Annotated in this window: 19 protein-coding genes; 13 read left to right on the top strand and 6 right to left on the bottom strand. The window is 52.7% G+C overall.

Annotated features, from left to right (window positions below; all coding sequences use genetic code 11):
* The first annotated feature begins 7 nt into the window (after positions 1-7).
* The 9 genes from QMG16_RS08425 to QMG16_RS08385 all read left to right on the top strand — a co-directional run bounded on the left by QMG16_RS08425 (position 8) and on the right by QMG16_RS08385 (position 11,838).
* Complete coding sequence (locus QMG16_RS08425) at positions 8-1,609, top strand: MDR family MFS transporter (protein ID WP_281793528.1); 1,602 nt, start codon at positions 8-10, stop codon at positions 1,607-1,609.
* A 142-nt stretch (positions 1,610-1,751) separates the two neighbouring features.
* Positions 1,752-2,141 (top strand): hypothetical protein, encoded by a 390-nt coding sequence (locus QMG16_RS08420; protein WP_281793527.1) that lies wholly within the window; start codon positions 1,752-1,754, stop codon positions 2,139-2,141.
* Between the two features lie 49 nt (positions 2,142-2,190).
* Positions 2,191-2,724: an acyl-CoA thioesterase gene (locus QMG16_RS08415; protein ID WP_281793526.1), complete on the top strand. Its 534-nt coding sequence runs from the start codon at positions 2,191-2,193 to the stop codon at positions 2,722-2,724.
* A 240-nt stretch (positions 2,725-2,964) separates the two neighbouring features.
* Positions 2,965-4,089 carry an aminotransferase class I/II-fold pyridoxal phosphate-dependent enzyme gene (locus QMG16_RS08410; protein WP_281793525.1) on the top strand — a complete coding sequence of 375 codons (1,125 nt, stop codon included), beginning with the start codon at positions 2,965-2,967 and terminating at the stop codon, positions 4,087-4,089.
* A gap of 38 nt (positions 4,090-4,127) precedes the next feature.
* Complete coding sequence (locus tag QMG16_RS08405) at positions 4,128-4,949, top strand: potassium channel family protein (protein ID WP_281793524.1); 822 nt, start codon at positions 4,128-4,130, stop codon at positions 4,947-4,949.
* Between the two features lie 86 nt (positions 4,950-5,035).
* Positions 5,036-5,974: a DMT family transporter gene (locus QMG16_RS08400; RefSeq protein WP_281793523.1), complete on the top strand. Its 939-nt coding sequence runs from the start codon at positions 5,036-5,038 to the stop codon at positions 5,972-5,974.
* Positions 5,975-6,225: 251 nt separating this feature from the next.
* The gene (locus tag QMG16_RS08395) at positions 6,226-7,350 is read left to right on the top strand and encodes an efflux RND transporter periplasmic adaptor subunit (RefSeq protein WP_373878726.1); all 1,125 of its coding nucleotides are present in this window, start codon (positions 6,226-6,228) and stop codon (positions 7,348-7,350) included.
* Positions 7,347-10,505, top strand: coding sequence for an efflux RND transporter permease subunit (locus tag QMG16_RS08390; RefSeq protein ID WP_281793521.1), 3,159 nt, complete (start codon positions 7,347-7,349; stop codon positions 10,503-10,505). Before QMG16_RS08395 ends, QMG16_RS08390 begins: the two co-directional genes overlap by 4 nt.
* Before the next feature lie 262 nt (positions 10,506-10,767).
* Positions 10,768-11,838 carry an NADH:flavin oxidoreductase/NADH oxidase gene (locus QMG16_RS08385; protein ID WP_281793520.1) on the top strand — a complete coding sequence of 357 codons (1,071 nt, stop codon included), beginning with the start codon at positions 10,768-10,770 and terminating at the stop codon, positions 11,836-11,838.
* A gap of 315 nt (positions 11,839-12,153) precedes the next feature.
* On the opposite strand, the gene QMG16_RS08380 is transcribed toward QMG16_RS08385, so the two are convergent.
* On the bottom strand, positions 12,154-13,134 hold the full coding sequence (locus QMG16_RS08380) for an ABC transporter ATP-binding protein/permease (RefSeq protein WP_281793519.1): 981 nt from the start codon (positions 13,132-13,134) through the stop codon (positions 12,154-12,156).
* 50 nt (positions 13,135-13,184) lie between these two features.
* Complete coding sequence (locus QMG16_RS08375) at positions 13,185-13,391, bottom strand: hypothetical protein (RefSeq protein ID WP_281793518.1); 207 nt, start codon at positions 13,389-13,391, stop codon at positions 13,185-13,187.
* Positions 13,392-13,704: 313 nt separating this feature from the next.
* Between QMG16_RS08375 and QMG16_RS08370 the strand changes: the two genes are divergently transcribed.
* The 4 genes from QMG16_RS08370 to QMG16_RS08355 all read left to right on the top strand — a co-directional run bounded on the left by QMG16_RS08370 (position 13,705) and on the right by QMG16_RS08355 (position 18,344).
* Positions 13,705-15,165: a Do family serine endopeptidase gene (locus tag QMG16_RS08370; RefSeq protein ID WP_281793517.1), complete on the top strand. Its 1,461-nt coding sequence runs from the start codon at positions 13,705-13,707 to the stop codon at positions 15,163-15,165.
* A 261-nt stretch (positions 15,166-15,426) separates the two neighbouring features.
* The gene (locus tag QMG16_RS08365) at positions 15,427-15,882 is read left to right on the top strand and encodes a PaaI family thioesterase (RefSeq protein ID WP_281793516.1); all 456 of its coding nucleotides are present in this window, start codon (positions 15,427-15,429) and stop codon (positions 15,880-15,882) included.
* A gap of 709 nt (positions 15,883-16,591) precedes the next feature.
* Complete coding sequence (locus tag QMG16_RS08360; protein WP_281793515.1) at positions 16,592-17,290, top strand: class I SAM-dependent methyltransferase; 699 nt, start codon at positions 16,592-16,594, stop codon at positions 17,288-17,290.
* A 316-nt stretch (positions 17,291-17,606) separates the two neighbouring features.
* Positions 17,607-18,344 (top strand): alpha/beta hydrolase, encoded by a 738-nt coding sequence (locus QMG16_RS08355; RefSeq protein ID WP_281793514.1) that lies wholly within the window; start codon positions 17,607-17,609, stop codon positions 18,342-18,344.
* A 191-nt stretch (positions 18,345-18,535) separates the two neighbouring features.
* Here QMG16_RS08355 and mce read toward each other — a convergent pair whose 3' ends face one another.
* From mce to QMG16_RS08335, 4 genes are all read right to left on the bottom strand, one after another.
* Positions 18,536-18,940: a methylmalonyl-CoA epimerase gene (gene mce, locus QMG16_RS08350; RefSeq protein ID WP_281793513.1), complete on the bottom strand. Its 405-nt coding sequence runs from the start codon at positions 18,938-18,940 to the stop codon at positions 18,536-18,538.
* Positions 18,937-19,914 carry a methylmalonyl Co-A mutase-associated GTPase MeaB gene (gene meaB / locus QMG16_RS08345; protein ID WP_281793512.1) on the bottom strand — a complete coding sequence of 326 codons (978 nt, stop codon included), beginning with the start codon at positions 19,912-19,914 and terminating at the stop codon, positions 18,937-18,939. Before meaB ends, mce begins: the two co-directional genes overlap by 4 nt.
* 460 nt (positions 19,915-20,374) lie before the next feature.
* A complete protein-coding gene (locus tag QMG16_RS08340) occupies positions 20,375-20,773 on the bottom strand; it encodes a cobalamin B12-binding domain-containing protein (RefSeq protein WP_281793511.1) in 399 nt (132 codons plus the stop codon).
* A gap of 67 nt (positions 20,774-20,840) precedes the next feature.
* Positions 20,841-22,520: an acyl-CoA mutase large subunit family protein gene (locus QMG16_RS08335; RefSeq protein ID WP_281793510.1), complete on the bottom strand. Its 1,680-nt coding sequence runs from the start codon at positions 22,518-22,520 to the stop codon at positions 20,841-20,843.
* Between the last annotated feature and the right edge of the window lie 306 nt (positions 22,521-22,826).

Genomic DNA, 22,826 nt, shown 5'->3' with positions numbered 1-22,826 from the left:
GATAAAAATGAAGAATCCCAAAGCGGTACACCACGAGAGGGGACGCAAAATCCACCCCGAGCTTTCACCTTCAGAGGGAGTGGACTCAGCGAAGCCCCATCTCATGGACGGCAAGACCCGCATGCTGGTCATCGTCGCTTCTCTGCTGGCCCTTTTTCTCGGCGCCCTGGACGCACTGGTGGTGGGGGCGGCCATGCCCACCATCGTTGCGGAGCTTGGGGGGCTCTCCCTCTACAGCTGGGTGTTTTCCTCCTACCTGCTTGCCCGGGCTATATCCCTGCCCATTTTCGGGAAACTCTGCGATCTTTTCGGAAGCAAGAAGCTTTACATCGCAGCCATCGCCATTTTTGTGGTGAGCTCCATTTTAGCGGGCGCCGCCCGGAGCATGACGCAGCTCATCGTGTTCCGGGCTCTCCAGGGGATCGGCGCGGGTGGAAATTTCGCTCTCGCCTATATCGTGGTCGCCGACCTCTCATCCCCGGAAAAGCGCGGCAAGATGATGGGATTCATCAGCTTTGTGTGGGGCATCGCCAGTCTGATGGGGCCTGCCATGGGGGGATTCATCGTCTCCTACTGGTCATGGCCCTGGATTTTTTATATCAATGTACCTGTAGGTGGGCTGGCACTCCTGGGAATCATGTTTTACCTCAAGGACACGCATCGCGGAAAGGCGGATGGCACCGTGGATTATGCAGGAGCGCTGACCCTGTCCGCGGCCGTTTTGGGGCTGCTCACGGCATTCATGCTCGCCGGGCGGACTTACACCTGGCTTTCACCACAGATCCTCTGCCTTTTGGGAGTGAGCGCCGCTGCGGTTGCCGCCTTCATTCATGTGGAGAGAAAGGCGAAAGACCCGATCCTGGAGCTTTCTTTTTTTCGCATTCCAGGATTCAGCCTGGGCAATGCGGGAGCCTTTTTCAGCAGCTTTGCCATTTTTTCTCTTTCATCGTTCAGCCCCTTGTTCATTCAGGGGGCTCTGGGGAAAACTCCCGCCCAACTGGGAGTGGCCATGATTCCCCTCAGTTTGGGCTGGTCGGCGGGAGCCCTGCTCTGCGGACAGTTGGTCAGGCATCCCCATGAAAAGAGTTTCAGCCTGCTGGGGGCTGTCACGCTTGTCGTGAGTTCCGGTCTGACTTTGACGTTTTCTCCATCCACCTCGCTTCCCGCATGTGCCCTGGTCTTCGGCCTGGCGGGACTGGGAATGGGGTTCGTATCCATAGCGACGCTCCTCATCGTGCAGCGCAGCCTGGAACCTTCGGACCTCGGAGTGGCCACATCCTCCCATCAGTTTGCGAGAACCCTGGGGGGAACTGTAGGAATCGGGGTTGCGGGGAGTTTCGTTACGGAACGCATCACTCAGTCTATGGATACCATGATGAGATCTCCTCTGGGCAGTGTGGTGCCGGAATCTCTTGCGGCCCAGCTTACGGAGAACGTTCAGAGTCTTTTTCAGCCGGAGATACAGGCAGTGCTTCCCGAAGCGGTACTGAATGCACTGCAGGGAGCGGTGGGGCAGGGTATGGAAATGGTTTTCCTGGCGGTTTTCGGCGCATCTCTCGTGAGCCTTTTTTTCTGCCTTTTTCTGCCGGCCTTTAAACGGTCGTCCTGAGTACCGAAAGTTGTAAAGATGTACGGGTAAGCGGGTGTGCAATTGCGATCATGAGGACTGACCAGACCTTTATTGAATCTGAAACGGCATGGCCTTTGCCCATGCGGAATGTTTGAAATGGATCGATTTGAAGGAGAAACACATGAAAGATATCGAGCGCGAGAACATGGAAAAGCTGGTCCGTGTCCTTGAAACGACAGCGGCAAAAATCAGGGCACTGGAAGCCGAAGCCAAAAAAGTCCTGTTTTCGGAAGACGACAAGGAAGCTTATACTCAAAAGCTCACCAACAAGGCCTTCCTCCTGACGGAACTTCCCGAGATGGGGGAACCGTTTTTGAGCAAAATGGAGAGAGAAACCGCGCGGGAAATCGGTGCCGCATTGAACGACTTTGCGCGCAGGGCCGCTCAGGCCATGGAAATATCGAGTATTTTCTACATGTCGGCCCTTCTCTATCCCGACGACTACAAGGAAGGGGACAGAAACGATCTGGAACGGTTTATCGACCGTCTGAAGGAAAAGTTCCTGGAATAAACCAGGGCGCATAAGGGATAAACGCTATTTGAACAAGGGGTTGGAGGAGATGAAGGGGAAAAGGGTCAGCGAAAGCAGTGTCATCATGGCTCAGAAAATGAACCCGCAAGATGCAAATCCCGCCGGCAACGTCCATGGAGGCGTCATCATGAGGCTCATCGATATTGCCGGTGGAGTGGTGGCCATGCGGCACGGACGCAGCAATGCCGTTACCGCATCCATCGACCGGCTGAGCTTTCATCATCCGGTGTATGTGGGAGACCTTGTTACGCTGAAAGCGAGTTTGAGCATGGTGGGGAGGTCTTCCATGGAGGTCGGGGTACGAGTAGAGGCTGAAAACATCATCACCGGCGAGGTCCGGCATACGGCTTCAGCTTATCTCACTTACGTTTCTCTGGATGAGAAGGGACGTCCCAAAGAGGTTCCCCCTCTCATTCTGGAGACGGAAGAAGAACGCCGGCGCAACCTGGAAGCGAAAGCAAGAAAGGAATTGCGGCTCCTTGAAAAGAGGAATGAGGAACACTACCAGGGCAGCGGATTCAGTTCTGCCCTCTCCAAACAAGACTATAGAAAAATAGAGTAGAGTCCTGGTGGATTTTATATTCCGCGCGGATGAGATCCTGACTTCTTGATGATCTTGTAGGAGCGGCTTCCAGCCGCGACAAAAATAGCCTGCTCCCCAAAAAATCGCGCCTGGAAGGCGCTCCTACAAAGCTTACAGAAGTCAAGGTTTCAACCGTTCACAGTATAAGCTCATCCGGCCTCGAATCCTTGTATACCAGACACTTCACATAGCAAAGGGCCGTTGAAGAGGAGAAAACGAGTGAAAGTTCCGCCGTTTCGATTGGAGAGGTATTTTGCAGAGCATGAATTCAACGCACCCTTCCTGCTTTGCTGTTCGGATTGTGAAAGCCTGACGGTCAAAGAACTTCTTGCCTTAGAACCCGGAGCGATGGAAGGTTTGCAGGACCTTTGGCTCGGCTACACCGAATCCCAGGGGGGAGCGGCGCTGAGGCAGCGGATTGCCGGCCTTTACAACACGATTTCTCCCGAGGACATTCTTGTGCATGCGGGGGCGGAGGAGGCGATCTTCAACTTCATGAACGTTACCCTCGAACGGGGAGATCACGTCATCGTGCATGCTCCCTGTTACCAGTCTCTTTCCGATGTGGCCGCGTCTATCGGCTGCCAGGTGACCGAATGGAAAGCATCCAGGGAAAGAGACTGGGAGCTGGACCTGGACGTCCTGCGCAAGAATCTGAAACCCCATACGAAAGCGGTGATCATCAATTGTCCTCACAATCCCACCGGCTACCTCATGGACCGTGAGACCTTTCAGGAACTGGTCAGGCTGTCCCGAGAGCATGGTTTTATCATCTTTTCTGACGAAGTCTACCGCGGACTGGAATATTTGGAAAGCGACCGTTTGCCCGCCTTGTGCGATGTGGATGAGCGGGGAGTTTCTCTGGGGGTGATGTCCAAGAGTTTTGGCCTGGCCGGACTTCGCATCGGATGGATTGCAACGCGTAATGCGGACCTGAGGCGGAAAATGGCCGCTTTCAAAGATTACACGACCATCTGTAGCAGTGCTCCCAGCGAATACCTGGCAACCGTTGCCCTGAAACATGCGGATTTTCTGATTTCCAGGAATTTGCGGATCATCGGCGGAAACCTGCAATTGTTGGACGCATTCTTCGAAAGGAATGGGACTCTGTTCCGGTGGGTCCCCCCCAAGGCCGGTCCCCTTGCATTTCCCGGGCTTTCAGATGCCGTCAATGTCGAGGCTTTCTGCCGGGATGTGCTGCAGAAAGCCGGTGTCCTTCTCCTGCCTGGAACTATTTTCGGTAAGGAATACAACCACTTCCGTATAGGGTTCGGTAGGGCGAATCTGCCGGAATGCATTGAAAAATTCGAGGATTACCTGAACCGCTACAGACCGCGGGGATAGACATTCGTCCAAAGGGAATCCATCCAAAGGGGGGATGCATGAACGAAATAAAAATCCGGCTCAGGATTTTTGTCATTTTCTTCTTTTCACTCATGGTCTTGGGTACGGTGGGTTTCATGCTCATCGAGGGTGCCACCTTCCTGGATTCTCTCTACTTCACCATTGTGACCATGGCGACGGTGGGCTACGGGGACGTACACCCCGTCACGGAATTCGGCAAGGTGCTTGCTCTTTTCGTGATCATCATGGGGGTGGGGATTTTCCTGGGAGTTGTCGCCAACGCCACCGAGCTGATGCTGAGCAGGCGGGAAAGGGAGTCGAGACTGGAAAAACTGAACATGGTGATCGGTGTTTTTTTCAGTGAAGTGGGGACGCACCTCCTGAGGATGTTCGCGCATTATGATTCCAGGTTCAGTGAAATCAGAAAGGATCTCATCATAACGGAAGAATGGACGTCCAAGGATTTTCTCACGGTTACCGAACACTTGAAGCGGTATGCGTTTGAAGTGGAGCCGAAGCGGGTCGATTTTGAAAACCTGCTGAACTTCCTCATGGAAAAGCGTGGTTTCATGCTGAGGCTCCTGGAAAATCCCGTATTGCTCGAACATGAAGCGTTCACGGAATTGCTGCGGGGAGTCTTTCACCTCACCGAAGAGCTTGCCTGTAGGCAGGATTTGCGGGATTTGCCCGATACCGACAAGGCGCACCTGGCAGGGGACATCAAAAGGGCCTACCTGCTTCTTCTCAATCAGTGGCTCAAATATATGGAACATCTGAAGACGAATTATCCCTATCTCTATTCCCTCGCCATGAGGACCAATCCTTTCGACCTGAAAGCTTGTCCCATCGTGAAGAAGTAGCTTGCGGGTTGTATTTTGTAGGGGTATGTTCCCTTCGCTCGAAATCGAAAACAGGCATTACATGGATTGCGAAAATTGGATAAATAATGAAAAAACGAACTCTTAGAGCTGATATTCTCCTTATTTTGACAGCAACGATCTGGGGATTTGCTTTCGTCGCTCAGCGTGTGGGTATGGATTATGTGGGTCCGTTCACCTTCAATGCCGTGCGGTTTGCTCTGGGCAGTCTGTCTCTCATTCCCCTTCTTCTTTTCAATCACAGGCAGGAAATCAAGTATCGGAAGATTCTCCCCGGCAGAAATAGAAAAATGAGCCTGTCGGCAGGATGTTTTGCGGGCCTTGCCCTTTACCTGGGCGCATCGTTGCAGCAGGTGGGGCTCATCTATACAACGGCGGGCAAGGCGGGCTTCATTACGGGGCTTTACGTCGTTATCGTGCCGATCATGGGCCTCTTTTGGAGACAGCGGCCTGAACTGGGGACCTGGGCCGGAGCCCTTCTCGCCGCCGTGGGACTCTACCTGCTCAGCGTTACGGGGAAATTCACGATTTCCTACGGGGACCTGCTGGTGCTCGCCGGAGCCTTTTTCTGGGCGTCTCATGTTCACCTGGTGGGGTGGTTTTCGGCCAGGGTGGGATCCATCAAGCTTGCTTTCCTGCAATTTGCCGTCTGCTCGTTTTTGAGTTTTATTACGGCGTTTGCCGTGGAATCTATTTCCCTTCAGAGTATCTTACGGGGGTTGCTGCCCATTCTGTATGGAGGGTTCATGTCCGTTGGGATCGCTTATACCCTGCAGGTGGTCGCGCAACAGGAAGCCAACCCCGCCCATGCCTCGATCATTTTGAGCCTGGAATCGGTTTTCGCGGCCGTCGGGGGATGGATTCTGCTGAGCGAAACCCTTCCTGTGCGAGGGTTGATCGGGTGCGGGCTTATGCTCTCCGGGATGCTTCTTTCTCAGTTCAACATCACCGCCGATTCTTTAAGAACCTTTATGAAGGCTTTTCCCACCAGAACAACTTCTACTTGAAAAGAAAGCAGACCTTTGCCGCTTTGAAGGTTTCCGAGAAGAGGAGTGCAGGAAGTCAAGCGGGAGGGTATCCGTTGGAGAGAACAAATGATATATAATTGCCTGGAAGATATGGGGGCGCTGAATGTTCCGTGCCTTGCCGGCATCTGTGAGAATTCAATGAATGGTTGAGTGAATCAATGGCTGTGATACCTAAAAATCTGAATTCAAGCGGGCCTTTTCGCTGTAAGATTTTCTGTTTCTGTTTTGCGGTGTTTTTGAGTGGGATTCCATTTCTTTCGGGCTGTTCCAAGGAAGTTTCGGGGGAGGGGAAGGGAGGAGATCCCAGGAAGAATGTGGCGGTGCCCGTGCTCGTGGCCCCTGTCGTGGAAAAGTCTGTCCCCGTGGAGCTTCGCGCCATCGGGAATGTTCAGGCGTATGCCACCGTTGCCGTCAAGGCCCAGGTGACGGGAGAGCTGACTTCCGTTCAATTCAAGGAGGGACAGGAAGTCAAGAAAGGGGATCTCCTTTTCACCATTGATCCACGCCCCTTTGAAGCGAAGCTCAAACAGGCCGAAGCCAACCTGGCCAAAGAGAGGGCGCAGATGCAGAATGCGCGCAGGCAGGCGCAGCGCTACGGTTCGGTAGCCCGGAAAGGTTACGTGTCGGCAGAGCAATATGATCAAGTCGCGGCCAATGCGGAGGCTTTGGAAGCGAGTGTTCGCGCCGACGAAGCGGCCGTGGAAAGTGCAAGGCTGGAACTCAAATACTGCTCCATTCGCTCGCCCCTGGACGGCATAGCCGGTGCCGTCAAAATGGATCGGGGCAATATCGTCAAAGCCAGCGACAAGGACAATGTCCTTGTCGTCATCAATCAGGTCCGTCCTATTTATGTGTGTTTTTCCGTTCCTGAACAGCATCTTCCTCAATTGAAGAAACATATGGCGACCCGCAAGCTTGAGGTTCTCGCCACCATTCCTGGAGAAGAGGACCATCCTTCCCGTGGAGAGCTTTCTTTTTTAGACAATACCGTGGACATGGCCACGGGCACCATACAGCTCAAGGCGACCTTTTCCAATGCGGACAAGGTCCTGTGGCCAGGGCAGTTCGTGAATGTGCTGTTGAAACTCACCACTCAGGAAGGTGCCCTGGTGGTTCCCGGTGAAGCGATACAGACCGGCCAGGATGGTCCTTATGTCTACGTGGTGAAACCCGATCTCACCGTGGAATACCGTCCCGTCGTTCTCGGGCGTTCCACGGAAAACGCAGTGGTTGTGGAGAAAGGGATCAGCGTGGGGGAAAAGGTCGTCATGGAAGGACAGTTGAGATTGGCCCCCGGAATGCAAGTCAAAATTGTTGATGAAGAGGCCGGCCGGAGCGAGGAAAACCACCCATGAGCATCCCTGAACTGTTCATTCGACGGCCCGTCATGACGACTCTGGTCATGGTGGGCATTTTAGTCTTCGGCGTGATGGGATACAGGGCCCTTCCCGTGAGTGAACTGCCCAACGTGGATTTTCCAACGATTCAGGTCACTGCAAATCTTCCCGGATCCAGCCCCGAAACGATGGCCTCTTCCGTTGCGACCCCTCTCGAACGGGAGTTTTCCACCATTGCAGGCCTCGATTCCATGACTTCCACCAGTGCGCTGGGTGTGACTCAAATCACTTTGCAGTTTACCATGGATCGGGAATTGGATGCGGCCGCTCAGGATGTACAGACGGCCATTTCCAAGGCTCAGCGGCTGCTTCCGGCCGATCTTCCGACGCCACCCTATTTCAGGAAGGTCAATCCCGCGGATCAGCCCATCCTTTATCTCGCGTTGAGTTCCCCCATTTTACCTTTATCCACGGTGAACGAATTTGCAGATACCCTCATGGCGCAGCGCATTTCCATGATCAGTGGAGTCGCCCAGGTCAATGTCTATGGGTCACAGAAGTATGCCGTTCGAGTTCAACTGAATCCCGACGTCATGAACACTCTCGGCATCGGTCTCGATGAAGTTGAAAATGCCATTGCCAGGAGCAATGTCAATCTGCCCACGGGCACCCTGGATGGGAAACATCAGGCGATAACGGTACAGGCGACGGGGCAGCTTACACGCGCGGATGCCTACCGGCCCCTCATCGTTGCCTATCGAAACGGCTCCCCCGTTCGTTTGCAGGAGATCGGGACGGTTATAGACAGTGTGGAAAACAACAAGGTTGCGGCCTGGTACAACAACACCCGGGCCATCGTGCTCGCCATTCAGCGTCAGCCGGGCACGAATACGGTGGAGGTGGCGGATTCCATCAAGGAGCTGCTTCCCACGTTCAGGGCTCAGCTTCCCGCTTCCATGAATCTCGATATTCTTTACGACCGATCCGAGTCCATCCGGGATTCCATCGAGGATGTGAAGTTCACATTTCTCCTCAGCATTTGCCTCGTCATTCTGGTGATTTTTCTCTTCCTTCGGAATCTTTCGGCGACGGTCATACCGAGCCTTGCCCTGCCCATGTCCATCGCCGGGACCTTTGCGGTCATGTACCTTCTCGGCTACAGCCTGGACAACCTCTCTCTCATGGCCTTGACTCTTTCCGTGGGTTTTGTCGTCGATGACGCCATCGTCATGCTGGAAAATATCGTAAGGCACATGGAAATGGGAAAAGATCGCCTGCAGGCAAGCTTCGATGGAGCGAAGGAAATCGGCTTCACGATCATTTCCATGACGCTCTCTCTGGCTGCCGTATTCATTCCTCTGCTCTTCATGGGGGGGATCCTGGGGCGGTTGTTCCATGAATTTGCCGTGACCATCGGTGTGGCCATCCTGGTGTCGGGTTTTGTATCGCTGACGCTCTCTCCCATGCTTTGCAGCCGGTTTCTGGCATCCGCTCACGGAAAGGATGCCAGGCACGGGCGGCTTTATATGGTTGCCGAACGTTTCTTTGACGGGATGCTCCATATCTACGACACGAGCCTGAAATGGGTTTTGAAGCACAGTTCCTTCACTTTGGCCTTCTCCATATTGCTGCTCGGAGCCACGGCATATCTTTTTACGATCGTCCCCAAGGATTTTATTCCCAGTCAGGACACGGGGCAGATCTTCGGTATGACGGAAACGGCCCAGGGGACGTCCTTCGATGCTCTGGTACGGCATCAGAAAAAGGTCGCTGAAATTGTTGCCCGGGAACCGGCCATCGAGGGATTCATGTCCGCGGTGGGAGCCAGTGGATCGAGTGCTACGGGAAATACGGGGCGGTTGGTCATGCACTTGAAACCTCGTTCCGAGCGGAAAGAGGGGGCCAACGAATTGATTCAGAGGCTTCGGGCAAAATTGTCGGCGATTCCCGGAGTGAAGGTCTACATGCAAAATCCGCCCGCCATTCAAATGGGTGCGAGGACCGCCAAGAGTCTCTACCAGTACACCATTCAAGGTCCGGATACGGCGGAGCTTTATAAATGGGCTCCCCGGGTGGAAGAAAAATTTCATGAATTGCCTGCCCTTCAGGACATCAGCACCGATTTGCAGATCACGAACCCTGAAGTGCTCGTGGACATCGATCGGGACAAGGCCCTGGCTCTGGGAATCAGCGCGGAACGGATTGAGAATACTCTGTATAACGCCTACGGCTCACGGCAGGTTTCGACGATTTATACTCCGGCAAACCAGTACCGGGTCATTATGGAAGTGCAGCCGCAGTTCCAGCTTTCACCCGCCGCTCTCTCCAAGCTCTACGTGAGGTCGGACGCAGATCGATTGGTTCCCATGGATTCTGTCGTGAAAATCCACCAGAGGGCCGGCCCTCTCACTATCAACCACACGGGGCAGCTTTCCTCCGTGACGCTTTCCTTCAATCTGAAGCCCGACACTGCTCTGGGGGATGCGGTGACTCAAATTGAGAAAACGGTACGGGATCTCCGTCTTCCCGCCACTCTCACCACGAGCTTCCAGGGGACCGCTCAGCAGTTTCAGTCTTCCATGAAAGGGATGTGGCTTCTTCTCATCATGGCCATATTGGTCATCTACATGGTTTTGGGAATCCTCTACGAGAGTTTCATCCATCCCCTGACCATCCTATCGGGATTGCCATCGGCGGGAGTGGGGGCATTGCTGACTCTGCTCATTTTTCGCACGGATCTGAGTATCTTTTCGTTTGTCGGGATCATCATGCTGATCGGTATCGTCAAGAAAAACGCGATCATGATGATCGATTTTGCCTTGAGCGCACAGCGCGATGAGGGTAAAACGCCTGCTGAAGCCATTTACGAAGGTTGCATTCTGAGGTTTCGCCCCATCATGATGACCACCATGGCTGCCCTCATGGGGACCTTGCCCATAGCGATGGGAGTCGGAGCGGGGGCCGAAGCGCGGCAGCCCCTGGGCCTGGCGGTTGTTGGCGGGCTTTTGCTGTCGCAATTCCTGACCCTCTACATTACGCCGGTGGTTTACATTTACATGGAGGCGGTCCAGAAATGGCTGAAGAGCCTTTTCAAGCTACGCACAGGCCGAAAAGAAATGGAGGGTGTGCAGACCTCGATGCCGCTGGAGGCCAGGAAGCACATACAACATTAAAGGAATTTATATGAAAAAAGGCTCATGGTTCATAGCTCATGACTCATGATAACATCGCTTTTCTGTAACACGTTGTTTTCCTATCGGCATACCCCTCTCACCACGTCTTGAACAATCAGAGGTATTCATCCCCTTTTTCCCTCGCGAACTTTTACCCCTTTCCTTGGTGTTCGACAGCCTTATCTTTACAAAATGCTCCACCGGCACGGCACAGTACAAAGCCGACGCAGTGACCGTATCATAAAGGAAGGATTGCCCGTTTATGACCAGCAGATTGTTTTCAACGCTTCATTTGCGAGAGATCACGTTCAAGAACCGCATTTTCGTATCGCCTATGTGCCAATACTCGAGCCTGGACGGCATGCCCAATGACTGGCACCTCGTCCATCTCGGGAGCCGAGCCGTTGGAGGCGCGGCGCTCGTTATTGTCGAGGCAACGGCCGTATCGCCCGAAGGGCGCATCAGCCCCATGGACAGCGGTATCTGGTCACCTGAGCACGTTCCCGCCTTCAGGCGAATCACCGATTTCATCAAGGGTAACGGCGCGGTCCCTGGAATCCAGATCGCCCACGCAGGACGCAAGGCCTCGACTGATGCCCCATGGCGTGATAACGGTAAGCCGCTCCCGGAAGATGCCGGAGGGTGGCAGCCCATTGCACCGAGCTCTATTCCGTTCGATGAGATTTCTCCCATTCCCCGTGAGATGACTCTAAGAGATATCGATGAAATCGTTTCTCAGTTCGAAGAGGCTGCAGCGCGAAGCCTGGATGCGGGATTTCAAGTGTTGGAAATCCACATGGCCCACGGATATCTCCTGCACGAATTCCTTTCCCCCCTCTCCAACAAGCGCTCTGATGAGTACGGGGGCACGCTGGAAAACCGCATGCGCCTCCCGCTGCAAGTGGCCGAGGGCGTACGAAGGGTTTGGCCGGACCATCTGCCCCTTTTCGTTCGACTCTCCTGTACCGATTGGATCGAAGGCGGATGGGACCTCAGCGACTCAATTGAGCTCTCCAGTCACCTCAAACAGATCGGCGTTGACCTCATCGACTGTTCCAGTGGGGCGCTGGTTCCTTATGCAAAGATTCCCGTCGCGCCCGGCTATCAGGTTCCTTTCTCCGCCGCGATACGAAAAGAGGTGGAGATCCCCACAGGGGCAGTGGGGCTTATTACCCATTCCGTTCAGGCTGAACAAATCATTGCAACAGGGCAGGCCGATGCCATCCTTATGGCGCGGGAATTTCTGAGGCACCCCTACTGGCCCCTGGATGCGGCCAGAGAACTCCACGTGGATATTCCCTGGCCTAATCAATATGCGCGGGCTAAGCGTTAATCGGTGTGTACCTTCGGCTTCCTTGACCACTGACGAATCATCTGGACTTGCTTCTCAGGAATACCGAGGGAGAGCAAGAAGGCATGGTGAGCTTCGGGAGCCCGGTGCTTGAATTCGGCATGCCATCGATCCATTGCCTGATCATCTCCGGTGAAATAAAAAAATCTCAACCTGTCCGAGTATATACTCCGCGTGGATGAGATCCTGACTTCTTGATGATCTTGTAGCGACTTTCAGCCGCGACAAAAATAGCCGGCTCCCCAAAAAAAATCGCGACAGGAAGGCGCTCCTGCAAAACTTACAGAAGTCAAGGTTTCAACCTTTCACAGTATAACCTTTTTCTGTTTGGTAATCTTTGACGGACAGGAATCGCCACCTGCCGTATCCCTGCAACTCGAGCACATGATCATGATAATCCAGAATACTGCTGCGATGCCCCACGCTGATATATTGAATGTCGAGAGCCTTCAATTTGCCATAGAGGTTGGCCTCACTTCCCATCTCCAGGGCGCTCGTTGCTTCATCCAAAACGGCAAACCCCGGTCGATTGAGAAACAGGCGTGCAAAAGCCAGTCGCTGCTGTTCGCCCAGGGACAAGACGTCTGCCCAGTCCAGTTCGATATCGAATCCTCCCACTCGCTCGGGAAGATGCTCGAGCTGCACCGTTTCGAGGACATTTCTCAGTTGTTCTCCCGAAATTACTCTCTCGATCTGGGGATAGAGCAACTGCTCCCTCAACGACCCGAGGATCATATACGGTTTCTGGGGCAGAAAGAATATTTCCGACAGCGGCGGTCGTTTCACGACCCCTTCACCCTGAGTCCACAATCCGGCGATGGCCCTGAGAAGTGAACTTTTGCCGACACCGCTCGGGCCGACGACAGCTAGGTTGTCCCCGCATTCCAGATCCAACGTCAAATCATGAATCAGAGTGCGCGTGCTGTTAGGCGTGAGAAGGGTGAGATGGGAAAGGGAAAAGTGGTCTGCTTCCTCCGATGCGATACCGGGAACGGATGTCTGTTCAGGTGCGATGGTCTCGGCAAAGGATGAAAGACGCTTCACACCGGCGGCAAAGTTCGTGATCTGTTCGAATTGAGAGACGATGAGTGACAGCGCGGCGTAAATCTGGGTGAAAGCGAAGTTGGCCTGCACCATGTCACCGTACTCGATCTTGCCGCCGAAGTATTTTGGAAACAGGACGAGGAAAGGCAAAACGACAGGAAGGTAGCTATAGGCTGTCGTAAAGAAGGACAAGTTCCTCTGCCAGCCGATGAGCAGGCCGGCCGCGATGATCAACCATTTCCTGGTATGGAAGATGTTTTCCGTCAGGGACAACAGACCGGCCGCTATTTCTCTCCGGTGAGTATGGGAGCGAAATGGCCCCCGGCCAGGATAATCCCGGCGACAATCATGAAGAGGACGTCGAAAAGAAAAACGAGCAGCAGAGTCATGAGCAAAAGAGTCATCCATCCGCCACCGCGAATACGAGGGAAAAAATAGGGTTGGGCAATCGCTGCAAAGCGCATCCAAAGGGAACGGTCAGTCTCACCCATGAACTTGATTTCCTTTCTTGGGCTCCGTTTTAGAAGCAGCCTAAAAATAATCTCGTCTTTGGGTTTTGTCAGAAAAATCTATGCCTCATGCTGGTACACGTCGCTTTAGTCGATATCCATGCTTATTTTTCGAAGTTGATAAGCCTTTGTTCTCCAGGCACGCTCTTCAAATGGTTATACCCCGCTCGAATGAGATCCTGATTTTTCAATGAGCTGCAGAAGTCAAGGTTTCAATCGTTCAAAGTGCAGTTTTTTAGTGTCGTATGAAAGATCTGCCGTGTGCAAACAAAAGTAATGGAGAAAGGAGCAAATCATGCCAGTCGAAGGCCCCAAACATTTTGGTTGTAATTTGAGGATCTCTTTTTTTCTTTGTTTGTTTGTTTTGGGTGTGCTCATGACTTTCATGTCTGTTCCAGTGCGGGGAGAAGATGCGCAAAAAGGGGCGGTCGATCTCGTCACCGCAATCGAACAGGTCGCCAAGGAAACCATCCCATCTGTGGTTCACATCGAGGTTACTGAGCGCCAGGAAATCGCAAACCCTCTTTTCCCATTTGAAAACGATCCGTTTTTTCAGTATTTTTTCGGACATCACAAGATGCCTAAGAAGTTTCAGCGGGAGTTGGTGGGAATTGGAACCGGAATGATCCTCGATACGGAAGGGCACATCCTCACCAACAACCATGTCGTGGGAGGAGCAACCAAAATACAGGTTCTTCTCGCAGACGGCAGGCTGTATACGGACAAAGCGGTCAAGATGGTGGGGACAGATCCGAAGACGGATCTGGCGGTGATACAGATCGTGGAAAAGGGAACCCTTCCCCATGTGACCCTGGGGGATTCGGACAAGGTCGGAGTAGGGCAATGGGTCGTGGCCATCGGACATCCCAGGGGGCTTGATCAGACGGTCACACAGGGTATCATCAGCGCCAAGCACCGCCAGGGCATTTCCGACCCGAGCAGCTATGAGGACTTCCTGCAGACCGATGCGGCCATCAATCCGGGTAACAGCGGAGGACCGCTTTTGAATCTTCAGGGAGAGGTGATCGGAGTCAACGCAGCCATCATGTCTGAATCGGGTGGTTTTGAAGGACTCGGATTTGCTATCCCGAGTAACATGGCTTCTCACATCGTAAAAGAGTTGCTTACCCATGGAAAGGTCATCCGCGGCTGGATCGGCCTCAGCATTCAAGATCTGACCCCCGAGCTGGCTCAATCCTTCAAACTGCCCAACAACAAGGGCGCCCTGGTTGCAGATGTCATCAAAGGGGGGCCGGCAGCTCAGGCAGGCATCCAACGAGGCGATATTATCGTCGACTATGAAGGCAAACCCGTAGAAGATGCTTCCTCGTTTCGAAACGAAGTGGCCATCACACCCGTTGGACAAGAGGTCAAACTGACGGTTCTGCGCGGTGGAAACAAACAGGATGTCAAGGTTAAAATCGGCAGCCAGGAAGAGCAGGACAAGGTGCTTCAAGCCACTCTAAAAACCCGTCTGGGGGTTGTGGTTCGAGCGCTCACTTCAAAGGAAGCGGAACAATATGGCCTCAGCTCCCAGCAAGGTGTGTTGATCGTCTCGGTTGACGCCAGCGGACCTTTGGGAAAGGTGGGATTTGAAAAGGGAGATGTGATTCTGAAGATCAATAATCAGCCCGTGGAGGGCCCCGACGATCTTGCAGCCTTGCTGGATACTCTCCCGGCCCACCAGCGAATCAATATTCTTGCAGTGGATCACAGAACAGGTCAGAGCGGCTATGTTCCCGTGACGCTCCCTTAAAATCTATCCGGAAACATCCTATGGACTTTGGAATACCCCCTCAATCCCCCTCAAGGGAGACTTTGTTCTAAAACTTTCCCCCTTGAGGGGGTAGGGGGTATAGGTTTTTCAAAATGAGAACCGCTGATGTTTCGGGTACGGGGTATGTGCTACGGGGTGTCCGGAGGGCGCAATTGCAATGGGAAATAAGCCATGTTTTCCCGTCCCTCCAAAGACATTGAAAGAATTGCCAAAAGCATTGAAAAGCAAAGGAGCCAATCGATGAAGAAATTTGTCTCTCAAGATGAGAACTACGAATTGCGAGTGCGAGAGAGCTTCTCGAAACAGAATCTGATGAAAACCATTGGAGCGACTCTCACGAAGGTGCTGCCGGGGGAAGTGGAAATCTCTCTTGAATTTCGAGACGATTTGACCCAACAGCATGGCTTCGTCCATGCCGGGATTGTTGCCACCCTTGCCGATACCGCCTGTGGCTATGCCGCATTCAGCCTGATGGCTCCTGATGCGGCGGTGCTCACCGTAGAGTACAAAATTAACCTGCTCTCACCTGCCGTAGGGGAATCATTGATTGCATGTGGAAAGGTGACCAAACCGGGACGCACCCTCACAGTGTGCTCAGGAGATGTATTTGCCTTGAAAGATGGAGAGAAGAAAATGGTAGCCGCCATGATCGCCACAATGATGAGCCTTCGTGGTCGGGAAGGGTTGGTGGGGTGACCGGGAGGGAACAGGAAGGTATTTTTCCCTCAGATGCTCCATTGACTCAATGGTAATGTGCGGGCAATAATCCACCACATCAAGTGCCTGCCTATATACTTCCATGAAATAATCCGCTTTGCTGCCTCTCCGGAGCTCACCACCGGATATTTCTTCCGCATTTGCCGGCCGGTCTAATTGATGGATATATTTACAATTACATCATAGCAGAGTTGCCTGAAAACCCGGAAGAGAATTATGATCCGGCAGTTGCAACAAAAAATCTTGAAGAACGTGAACGTGAATGGAATAAGCGGGTTTCCCGGTGGAAGTCGGCGTTAAGCACCTGAGCACATATTTTTTGACATTTTCATACCGTCATACCGGCGTAAGCCGGTATCCAGAGAATTTGCCGTGGGGCTGGATTTCGGCTAAAAGCATGCCGGAATGACTTAATCAATAAGGCTCGAGAATGTTAAATAACTTCTGCTCAAGTGCTTAGCTGGTAAGCGGAAGGCGGTAGGGTATTTGGGTAGGATGCTGGAGATGGACGATTTCGGTCCTGCCGGGTACAATGCAAAGCGTAATCAATTTTTATTTGAAGTCAGGGAAATCAGTAGGTTCCCCTCTTGAAGGGGGCGGGGGGATGTAATTCTCAAAACATCCCCCTTTTTAATCCCCCTTCGAAGGGGGAATTTTCAAGCAGACTCTGAAAGGGAGAAAAATCTATATGTCCGAGTTGGATCAATTGATGGCACAGATCAAAGGCAAGTATGATGTGGAAGTCGTTCCATTGAAGATCGGGGATAAGGTAATCAAGCTCTTGCAGCTCAGGGATTTTGAAGAATACATTGAAAATCTGGTCCATTCAGAGTCTGTCGGCATCATGGATCTCCCTTTTTGGGCCAAGGTCTGGGATTCTAGTTTTCTGCTGGCTTACTTTTTGGGTAAGCGTCCCGTGGTGCTTGGACAACGCGTGCTGGAAATCGGCGCCGGTATCGGAGTGGTAGGTATTTATGCAGCTCTTTGCGGCCATAAAGTGACGATCACGGACATCAATGAAGATGCTCTTCTCTTCGCTCGCGCCAACGTCCTGCTGAACGGTGCCGCTCAAGCCCAGGTTCAGAAGTTGGACTGGAACGAAGAAAATCTTCCCGAGCCTTATGACGTGATTGTGGGATCCGAAGTGGTTTATGATCGAAAGAGCTATCCACTCCTGGTTGACTTCCTGAAGAGAGCCCTGGCGCCGGAGGGTATGATTTTTTTGGCCAAGAATGCGGACCTGCATGCTCCCAAGTTTTTTGTGGAACTGACGAAATACTTTGAATTCAAGCAGACGACCCAGACCTTGGGGGCCGGTGAAGATGCGCAGCAAATCAGCCTTTACGCTATTCGGCGCAAGCAAAACAAGGTGGATGAAGGAAACTGAATAGCGAACAAGCCCTGGCATCAAGCATTTTTGATGCGACATTGTCACATTAACCCCCATGACGGGGCGGTCACAACGAAGAATGAAAAAAGGCAATGCGATGCGACAGGGAAGGCGGGAAGCGCTCTTGAGAAGCGATATTATCATGAGCTATGAGCTATGAACCATGAGCCTTTTTTCATGGAGAACACAGAGATTTCATTTGAAGGTCTTTCTCTGTGCCCTTTGCGCCTCCGTGGCTTAAATGAAATTTGACAATGTCGAGTTATGTTGTCTGACAACCGCTCAACGCCCTTTACGACAGGAAAGGAATGTTATGGACTCAGAGGCCATTTCCATTGCGACGTCAGTCGGTGCCCTCGCTGCCGATGTGCATTTTCCGGAAGTCCTTCCTGCCCCGGTAGTGGTTTGCTGTCATGGAATGCTCAGTTCCAAAGACAGCATGAAATACATTTCCATCGGCCAGGCCTTCCGAGAGGCTGGTATAGCTGTCCTTCGGTTCGATTTTTCGGGTTGCGGGGAAAGTGAGGCTTCGCCGCAACCGAACCTTATCACTTCGAGGATCCGCGATCTGCAGGCCGTTTTGGAGTATGTCGAAAGTGCGCACTGGGCAAAGGGTCCCACTGGATTGTTGGGCTCCAGCATGGGCGGGTATATCGCTTTACTCACAGCTGCATCCCTGGAACATGAAATTCGAAGTGTTGTCTGCTGGGCCAGCCCCTTCGATCTGACAAAGATCCATGGCGCGCGGGAGATCCAGGAAAATCACAGACAGATTTTACCCGGGGGGGTGGGTATCGGGCTTCCCTTGAATTTGAGATCCATGGCGCCGGTGTCGGGTGTTCTTGTGATTCACGGACAAGAGGATGAAATCGTTCCGTGGGAAGATGCACTCGATATTTACAGGCAGGCTTCAGAGCCCAGGCGTGTGGTGGTGATGAGGAGCGCCGATCACAGGTTCCTTGATCCCGATTTGCGTTGGATGGCCACGAGATTGAGTCTGGAGTGGTTCCTCGATCACGGGTTTTCCTCAAAGCCTGCCGGTATTGCGTGAGGCCTCAAATGTGCCGGCGCCCCCGTGAGGGTGGGCAAAAAGGTTTTATCCTGCCCACCAGAACGGCGAAATGTCAACGTAGGGTGGGGGGCATGCTTCGCGTTTCCCTCGCCTTACATGCAAAGCTTCTGTACCTTAAAATAAAAAGGGCGCGGAATCCGCGCCCTTTTTGACTTCATCTGTACCTTACCTTATTCTCTTTCGGAAAGTTCCACCAAAACACCGAAGGTGGATTTGGGGTGCAGAAAAGCGATTTTCGCTCCGCCTGCGCCTTTCCTCGGAGTTTCATCGATCAGTTTGACTCCCTTGGCCTTGAGTTCCTCCAGGGCTTTTTCAATATTATCCACCCTGAAAGCAATGTGCTGAATGCCTTCGCCCTTTTTTTCGATATATTTGCCGATGGGGCCGTCGGGGGCGGTGGATTCCAGGAGCTCGATTTCCGTATCGCCTACGGGAAAGAAGGCGGTGGTCACCTTTTGTTCTGCTACGGTTTCACTGCCGGCATGGAGCAGACCGAGAATGTCGCTATAGAGTTTCTTGCTGTCTTCGATGCTTTTCACTGCGATTCCGATATGATCCACTCTTAAAACCTTCATGATGCCTCCTTGTGACATTGGGGAAGTGAAAGCCAATTTCCTAATATCTCTCGCATGATACTGTATGGGTCGCGTTTGTGTTCCAGTATATCCGTCACCAGATTATCCAATTGCCCGCTCTCTTGCAATTGCTCTCGCACGATGCGGAAAATCTCGTTGTGGATCATGCGCAGGGTTTCATTGCAAATGCGTTCCCGGCGTTTCTGCAGGAAATTGCCGCTGGTTTCCAACATTTTTCTGTGGTCATCAATGGCCTGCCATAAATCATCCAACCCCTGGTCTTCCACTGCGATGGTCTTCACCACGGGAGGAGTCCAGAGTTTTCTCTTGATGTGCCTGTCCTGATCGACACGGGCAGAAACCTCGGCTACGACCTGGTCCGCTCCCGGTCGATCCGCCTTGTTCACCACGAAAATGTCGGCGATTTCCATGACACCGGCCTTCATGCTCTGGATTCCGTCGCCAAGACCGGGCACCAGGACCAGGCAGGTAGTGTCGGCCAACCCGATGATATCGACTTCATCCTGGCCCACGCCCACTGTTTCAATGATGATCACATCCTTGCCGAAGGCGTCCAAAACCTTGACAACATCCGCCGTCGCTTTGGACATGCCTCCAAGAAAACCGCGTGTCGCCATGCTGCGGATGTACACTCCAGGGTCTACACTGAGTTCGCTCATCCGCACACGATCCCCCAGTACCGCCCCGCCGGTGAAAGGGCTGGAGGGATCCACAGCCACGATACCTACGCTAAGTCCTCTTTTCCGGATGGTGCGGGTCAGCTTGTCCGTAAGAGTACTCTTCCCGGCTCCGGGAGAACCGGTGATGCCTATGATATAAGCTTTCCCAGTATGGGGATAGAGCTGCTCCATACAGGCATGAGCTCTGTCATCCTCATCTTCAAGCCAGCTCATCACACGCGCTACCGCCCGAGGAGAACCTTGCAGGATTTCTTTAGCGTAATCCATGTTCATTAAAGTGTATTTCCTTTCACCGCTTGCCCTTGACCGCCACCGCTATCGTTATCAGGCCCTGTAGGGACGGGATCTAAACCGGCGAGATCCGTCGGTTGTTCAAGTATCCACTTGTGCTTGCTTCAGTGCTCCCCTTTCGTTCTCACACAAAAGAAAAATTCCAGGGAATATGCGGTGTGATTTACATGCTGTTTGGAACGTCCCGCCACCTTTGGTTATCGTATTGCGCAGAAGTCGACTGAAATTGCCTCCCTCGATGGGAGGGGCAGGAAAGGATGATCTGGATTTAACCTTTGCTCGCATTCAACCCCTCTCGTCCCTGCCGAAGCATCGGGAAGGGGCGGCTTGAAAAAACGCTCCCTTTACACTTTCTTCAGCAATCTCGAGGGGATCTGCTCCAACAAAAACACATCAAGGGGGGACCTGGCCCACGGCGGGGCCAGGCCCTGATCCTGACATACTAACGAGCGCGGACGTTCTTCTGAATAAAGTCCACGATTTCCGTGGTGGGAGTTCCCGGTCCGAAGATGGCGCTCATGCCGGCCTTCTTCAGCCCATCGTAATCTTCCAGGGGAATGATGCCGCCACCGACGACCAAAACGTCGTTCAATCCCTTCGCGCGAAGGAGTTCAACCACTTTGGGGAAGAAATAGTTGTGCACACCCGAAAGACTGCTCAGGCCCACAACATCGGCATCTTCCTGGAGCGCCGTTTCAACGATCATCTCGGGAGTTTGACGCAGCCCTGTATAAACAACTTCCATTCCGGCTTCTGCAAATATTCTTGACAAAAGCTTGGCTCCACGGTCATGTCCGTCCAGACCGGGTTTTGCAACGATTATCTTTATCTTCTTTGCCATGGAATTTACCTCCAAATCTTGTGTCGTTTGCTAACAAATGAAACTTTAAGCCATAAGGTCTTATGGATTAAACATATTCCTTCGGGCGATACTGTCCGAAAATGTCGCGCCATACGTCGCAGATCTCACCGACGGTGGCTTTTGCCTTAACCGCCTCGATGACTGCGGGCATAACATTTTCATCCGTCTCGGAAACCTTGCGCAGGTTGTCCAACGCCGCTTTCCACTTGGCCTGGTCTCTTTCCGCGCGGAGCTTCTTCAACTTCGCTGTCTCAACTTCACCCACGGACATGTCTATCTTGAGAAGACCTTCTGGTGGGGGTTCCTCCATGGTGTATTTGTTGATACCTACATAGACGCGTTCATTGTTCTCGATCTCTTTCTGGAACCTGTAGGCGCTGTTCTGGATTTCCTTCTGGATGAAACCCTGTTCGATAGCGACAAGAGTACCGCCCATAGCGTCAATCTTTTGGAGGTAATCCATGATTTCGGCTTCGATCTTTTGGGTCATGGCTTCCACGTAGAAGCTGCCTGCCAGAGGATCGATGGTATCGGTGGCGCCGCTTTCTTCAGCGACTATCTGTTGCGTACGAAGTGCGACGGTGACCGCCTGCTGGGTAGGCAGACAAAGAGCTTCGTCGTAGGAATTGGTGTGGAGGGACTGACATCCGCCCAAAGCGGCCGCATAGGCCTGAAGACCAACGCGAACGATGTTGTTGAGGGGTTGCTGAGCGGTGAGGGTTACACCACCCGTCTGTACATGGAAACGGAGCATCATGGAGCGCGGGTTCTTGGCTCCGAAGCGGTCCTTCATGATCTTGGCCCAGACTCTGCGGCCTGCACGGAACTTGGCGACCTCTTCGAGAACATTGGTGAACGCGTTGAAGAAGAAGCTCAAACGGGGTGCAAAGGAATCTACATCCAGACCGCGGTCTACGCATGCCTGTACGTATGCGATACCGTCGGCAATGGTGAATGCCATTTCCTGAGCGGCCGTCGAACCGGACTCACGAATATGATATCCGCTGATGCTGATGGTGTTCCATTTGGGTACATTCTTCAGGCAGAATTCAATGAGATCGGTGGTAAGTCTCATGGTATGCTTGGGGGGATAGATGTACTGACCGCGAACGGTGATTTCCTTGAGAACGTCATTTTGTACGGTGCCACCTACCTTATCGAAAGATGCGCCCTGTTCTTCCGCAATGGCCAGATACATGCCCAAAAGAACAGTGGCTGCAGCGTTGATGGTCATGGAGGTGGTTACTTTATCGAGGGGTATTTGGTCGAAAAGGACCTTCATGTCTTCGATGGAGTCGATGGCAACACCGACTTTTCCAACTTCGCCCATTGAAAGGGGGTGATCGCTGTCGTAGCCCGCCTGGGTGGGGAGGTCGAAAGCGACGCTCAATCCCGTTTGACCCTGGCTCAGCAGATAGCGGTAACGGGCATTGCTTTCCTTTGCACTGCCGAAACCGGCATACTGACGCATGGTCCAGAAACGTCCACGGTACATGGTCGGCTGTACGCCACGGGTGAAAGGAAATACGCCGGGGTATCCGAGGTCTTTCTCGTAGTCCACCTCAGCGATGTCGAGAGGCGTATAGAGGCGCTCTACCGGTGTCCCTGAAATGGTGGTGAACTCTGCTTTGCGTTCCGGATTCTTGGCAAGGGTTTTGCCGACTACATCATTGTTCCACTTTTCCTTACCGGCTTTGATCTTTTCTAACGCTTTTTCTTCAAACATGCTTTCCCTCCTCAACACGATTGCCACACGATACTGCCCGCCGATTTCCCCGACGGACTCTGTCAAAAACAGCACGAACTTGATAGTTCGATCGCCTTGGGGCCACCCTCGTTATTTTTAAGCTTAATGAATGCAGCGTCATAACTCGAATGGACCTGAACAGTATAAAAAGAGATGGGGGTTAATGGGATTGAGTCGCGCAGTGCTTCAGAATCCAGAAAACGCTACCCGGTTTCCAGCGCATCAAAAAAGTTTTCCCACACGTCTATAACAGCAAGAGCGTCAAGAATCAACTTTAATTGATAT

This window comes from Desulforhabdus amnigena, assembly GCF_027925305.1.
Classification (GTDB): Bacteria; Desulfobacterota; Syntrophobacteria; order Syntrophobacterales; family Syntrophobacteraceae; genus Desulforhabdus; species Desulforhabdus amnigena.
This window is presented reverse-complemented; position numbering and strand designations above follow the sequence as displayed.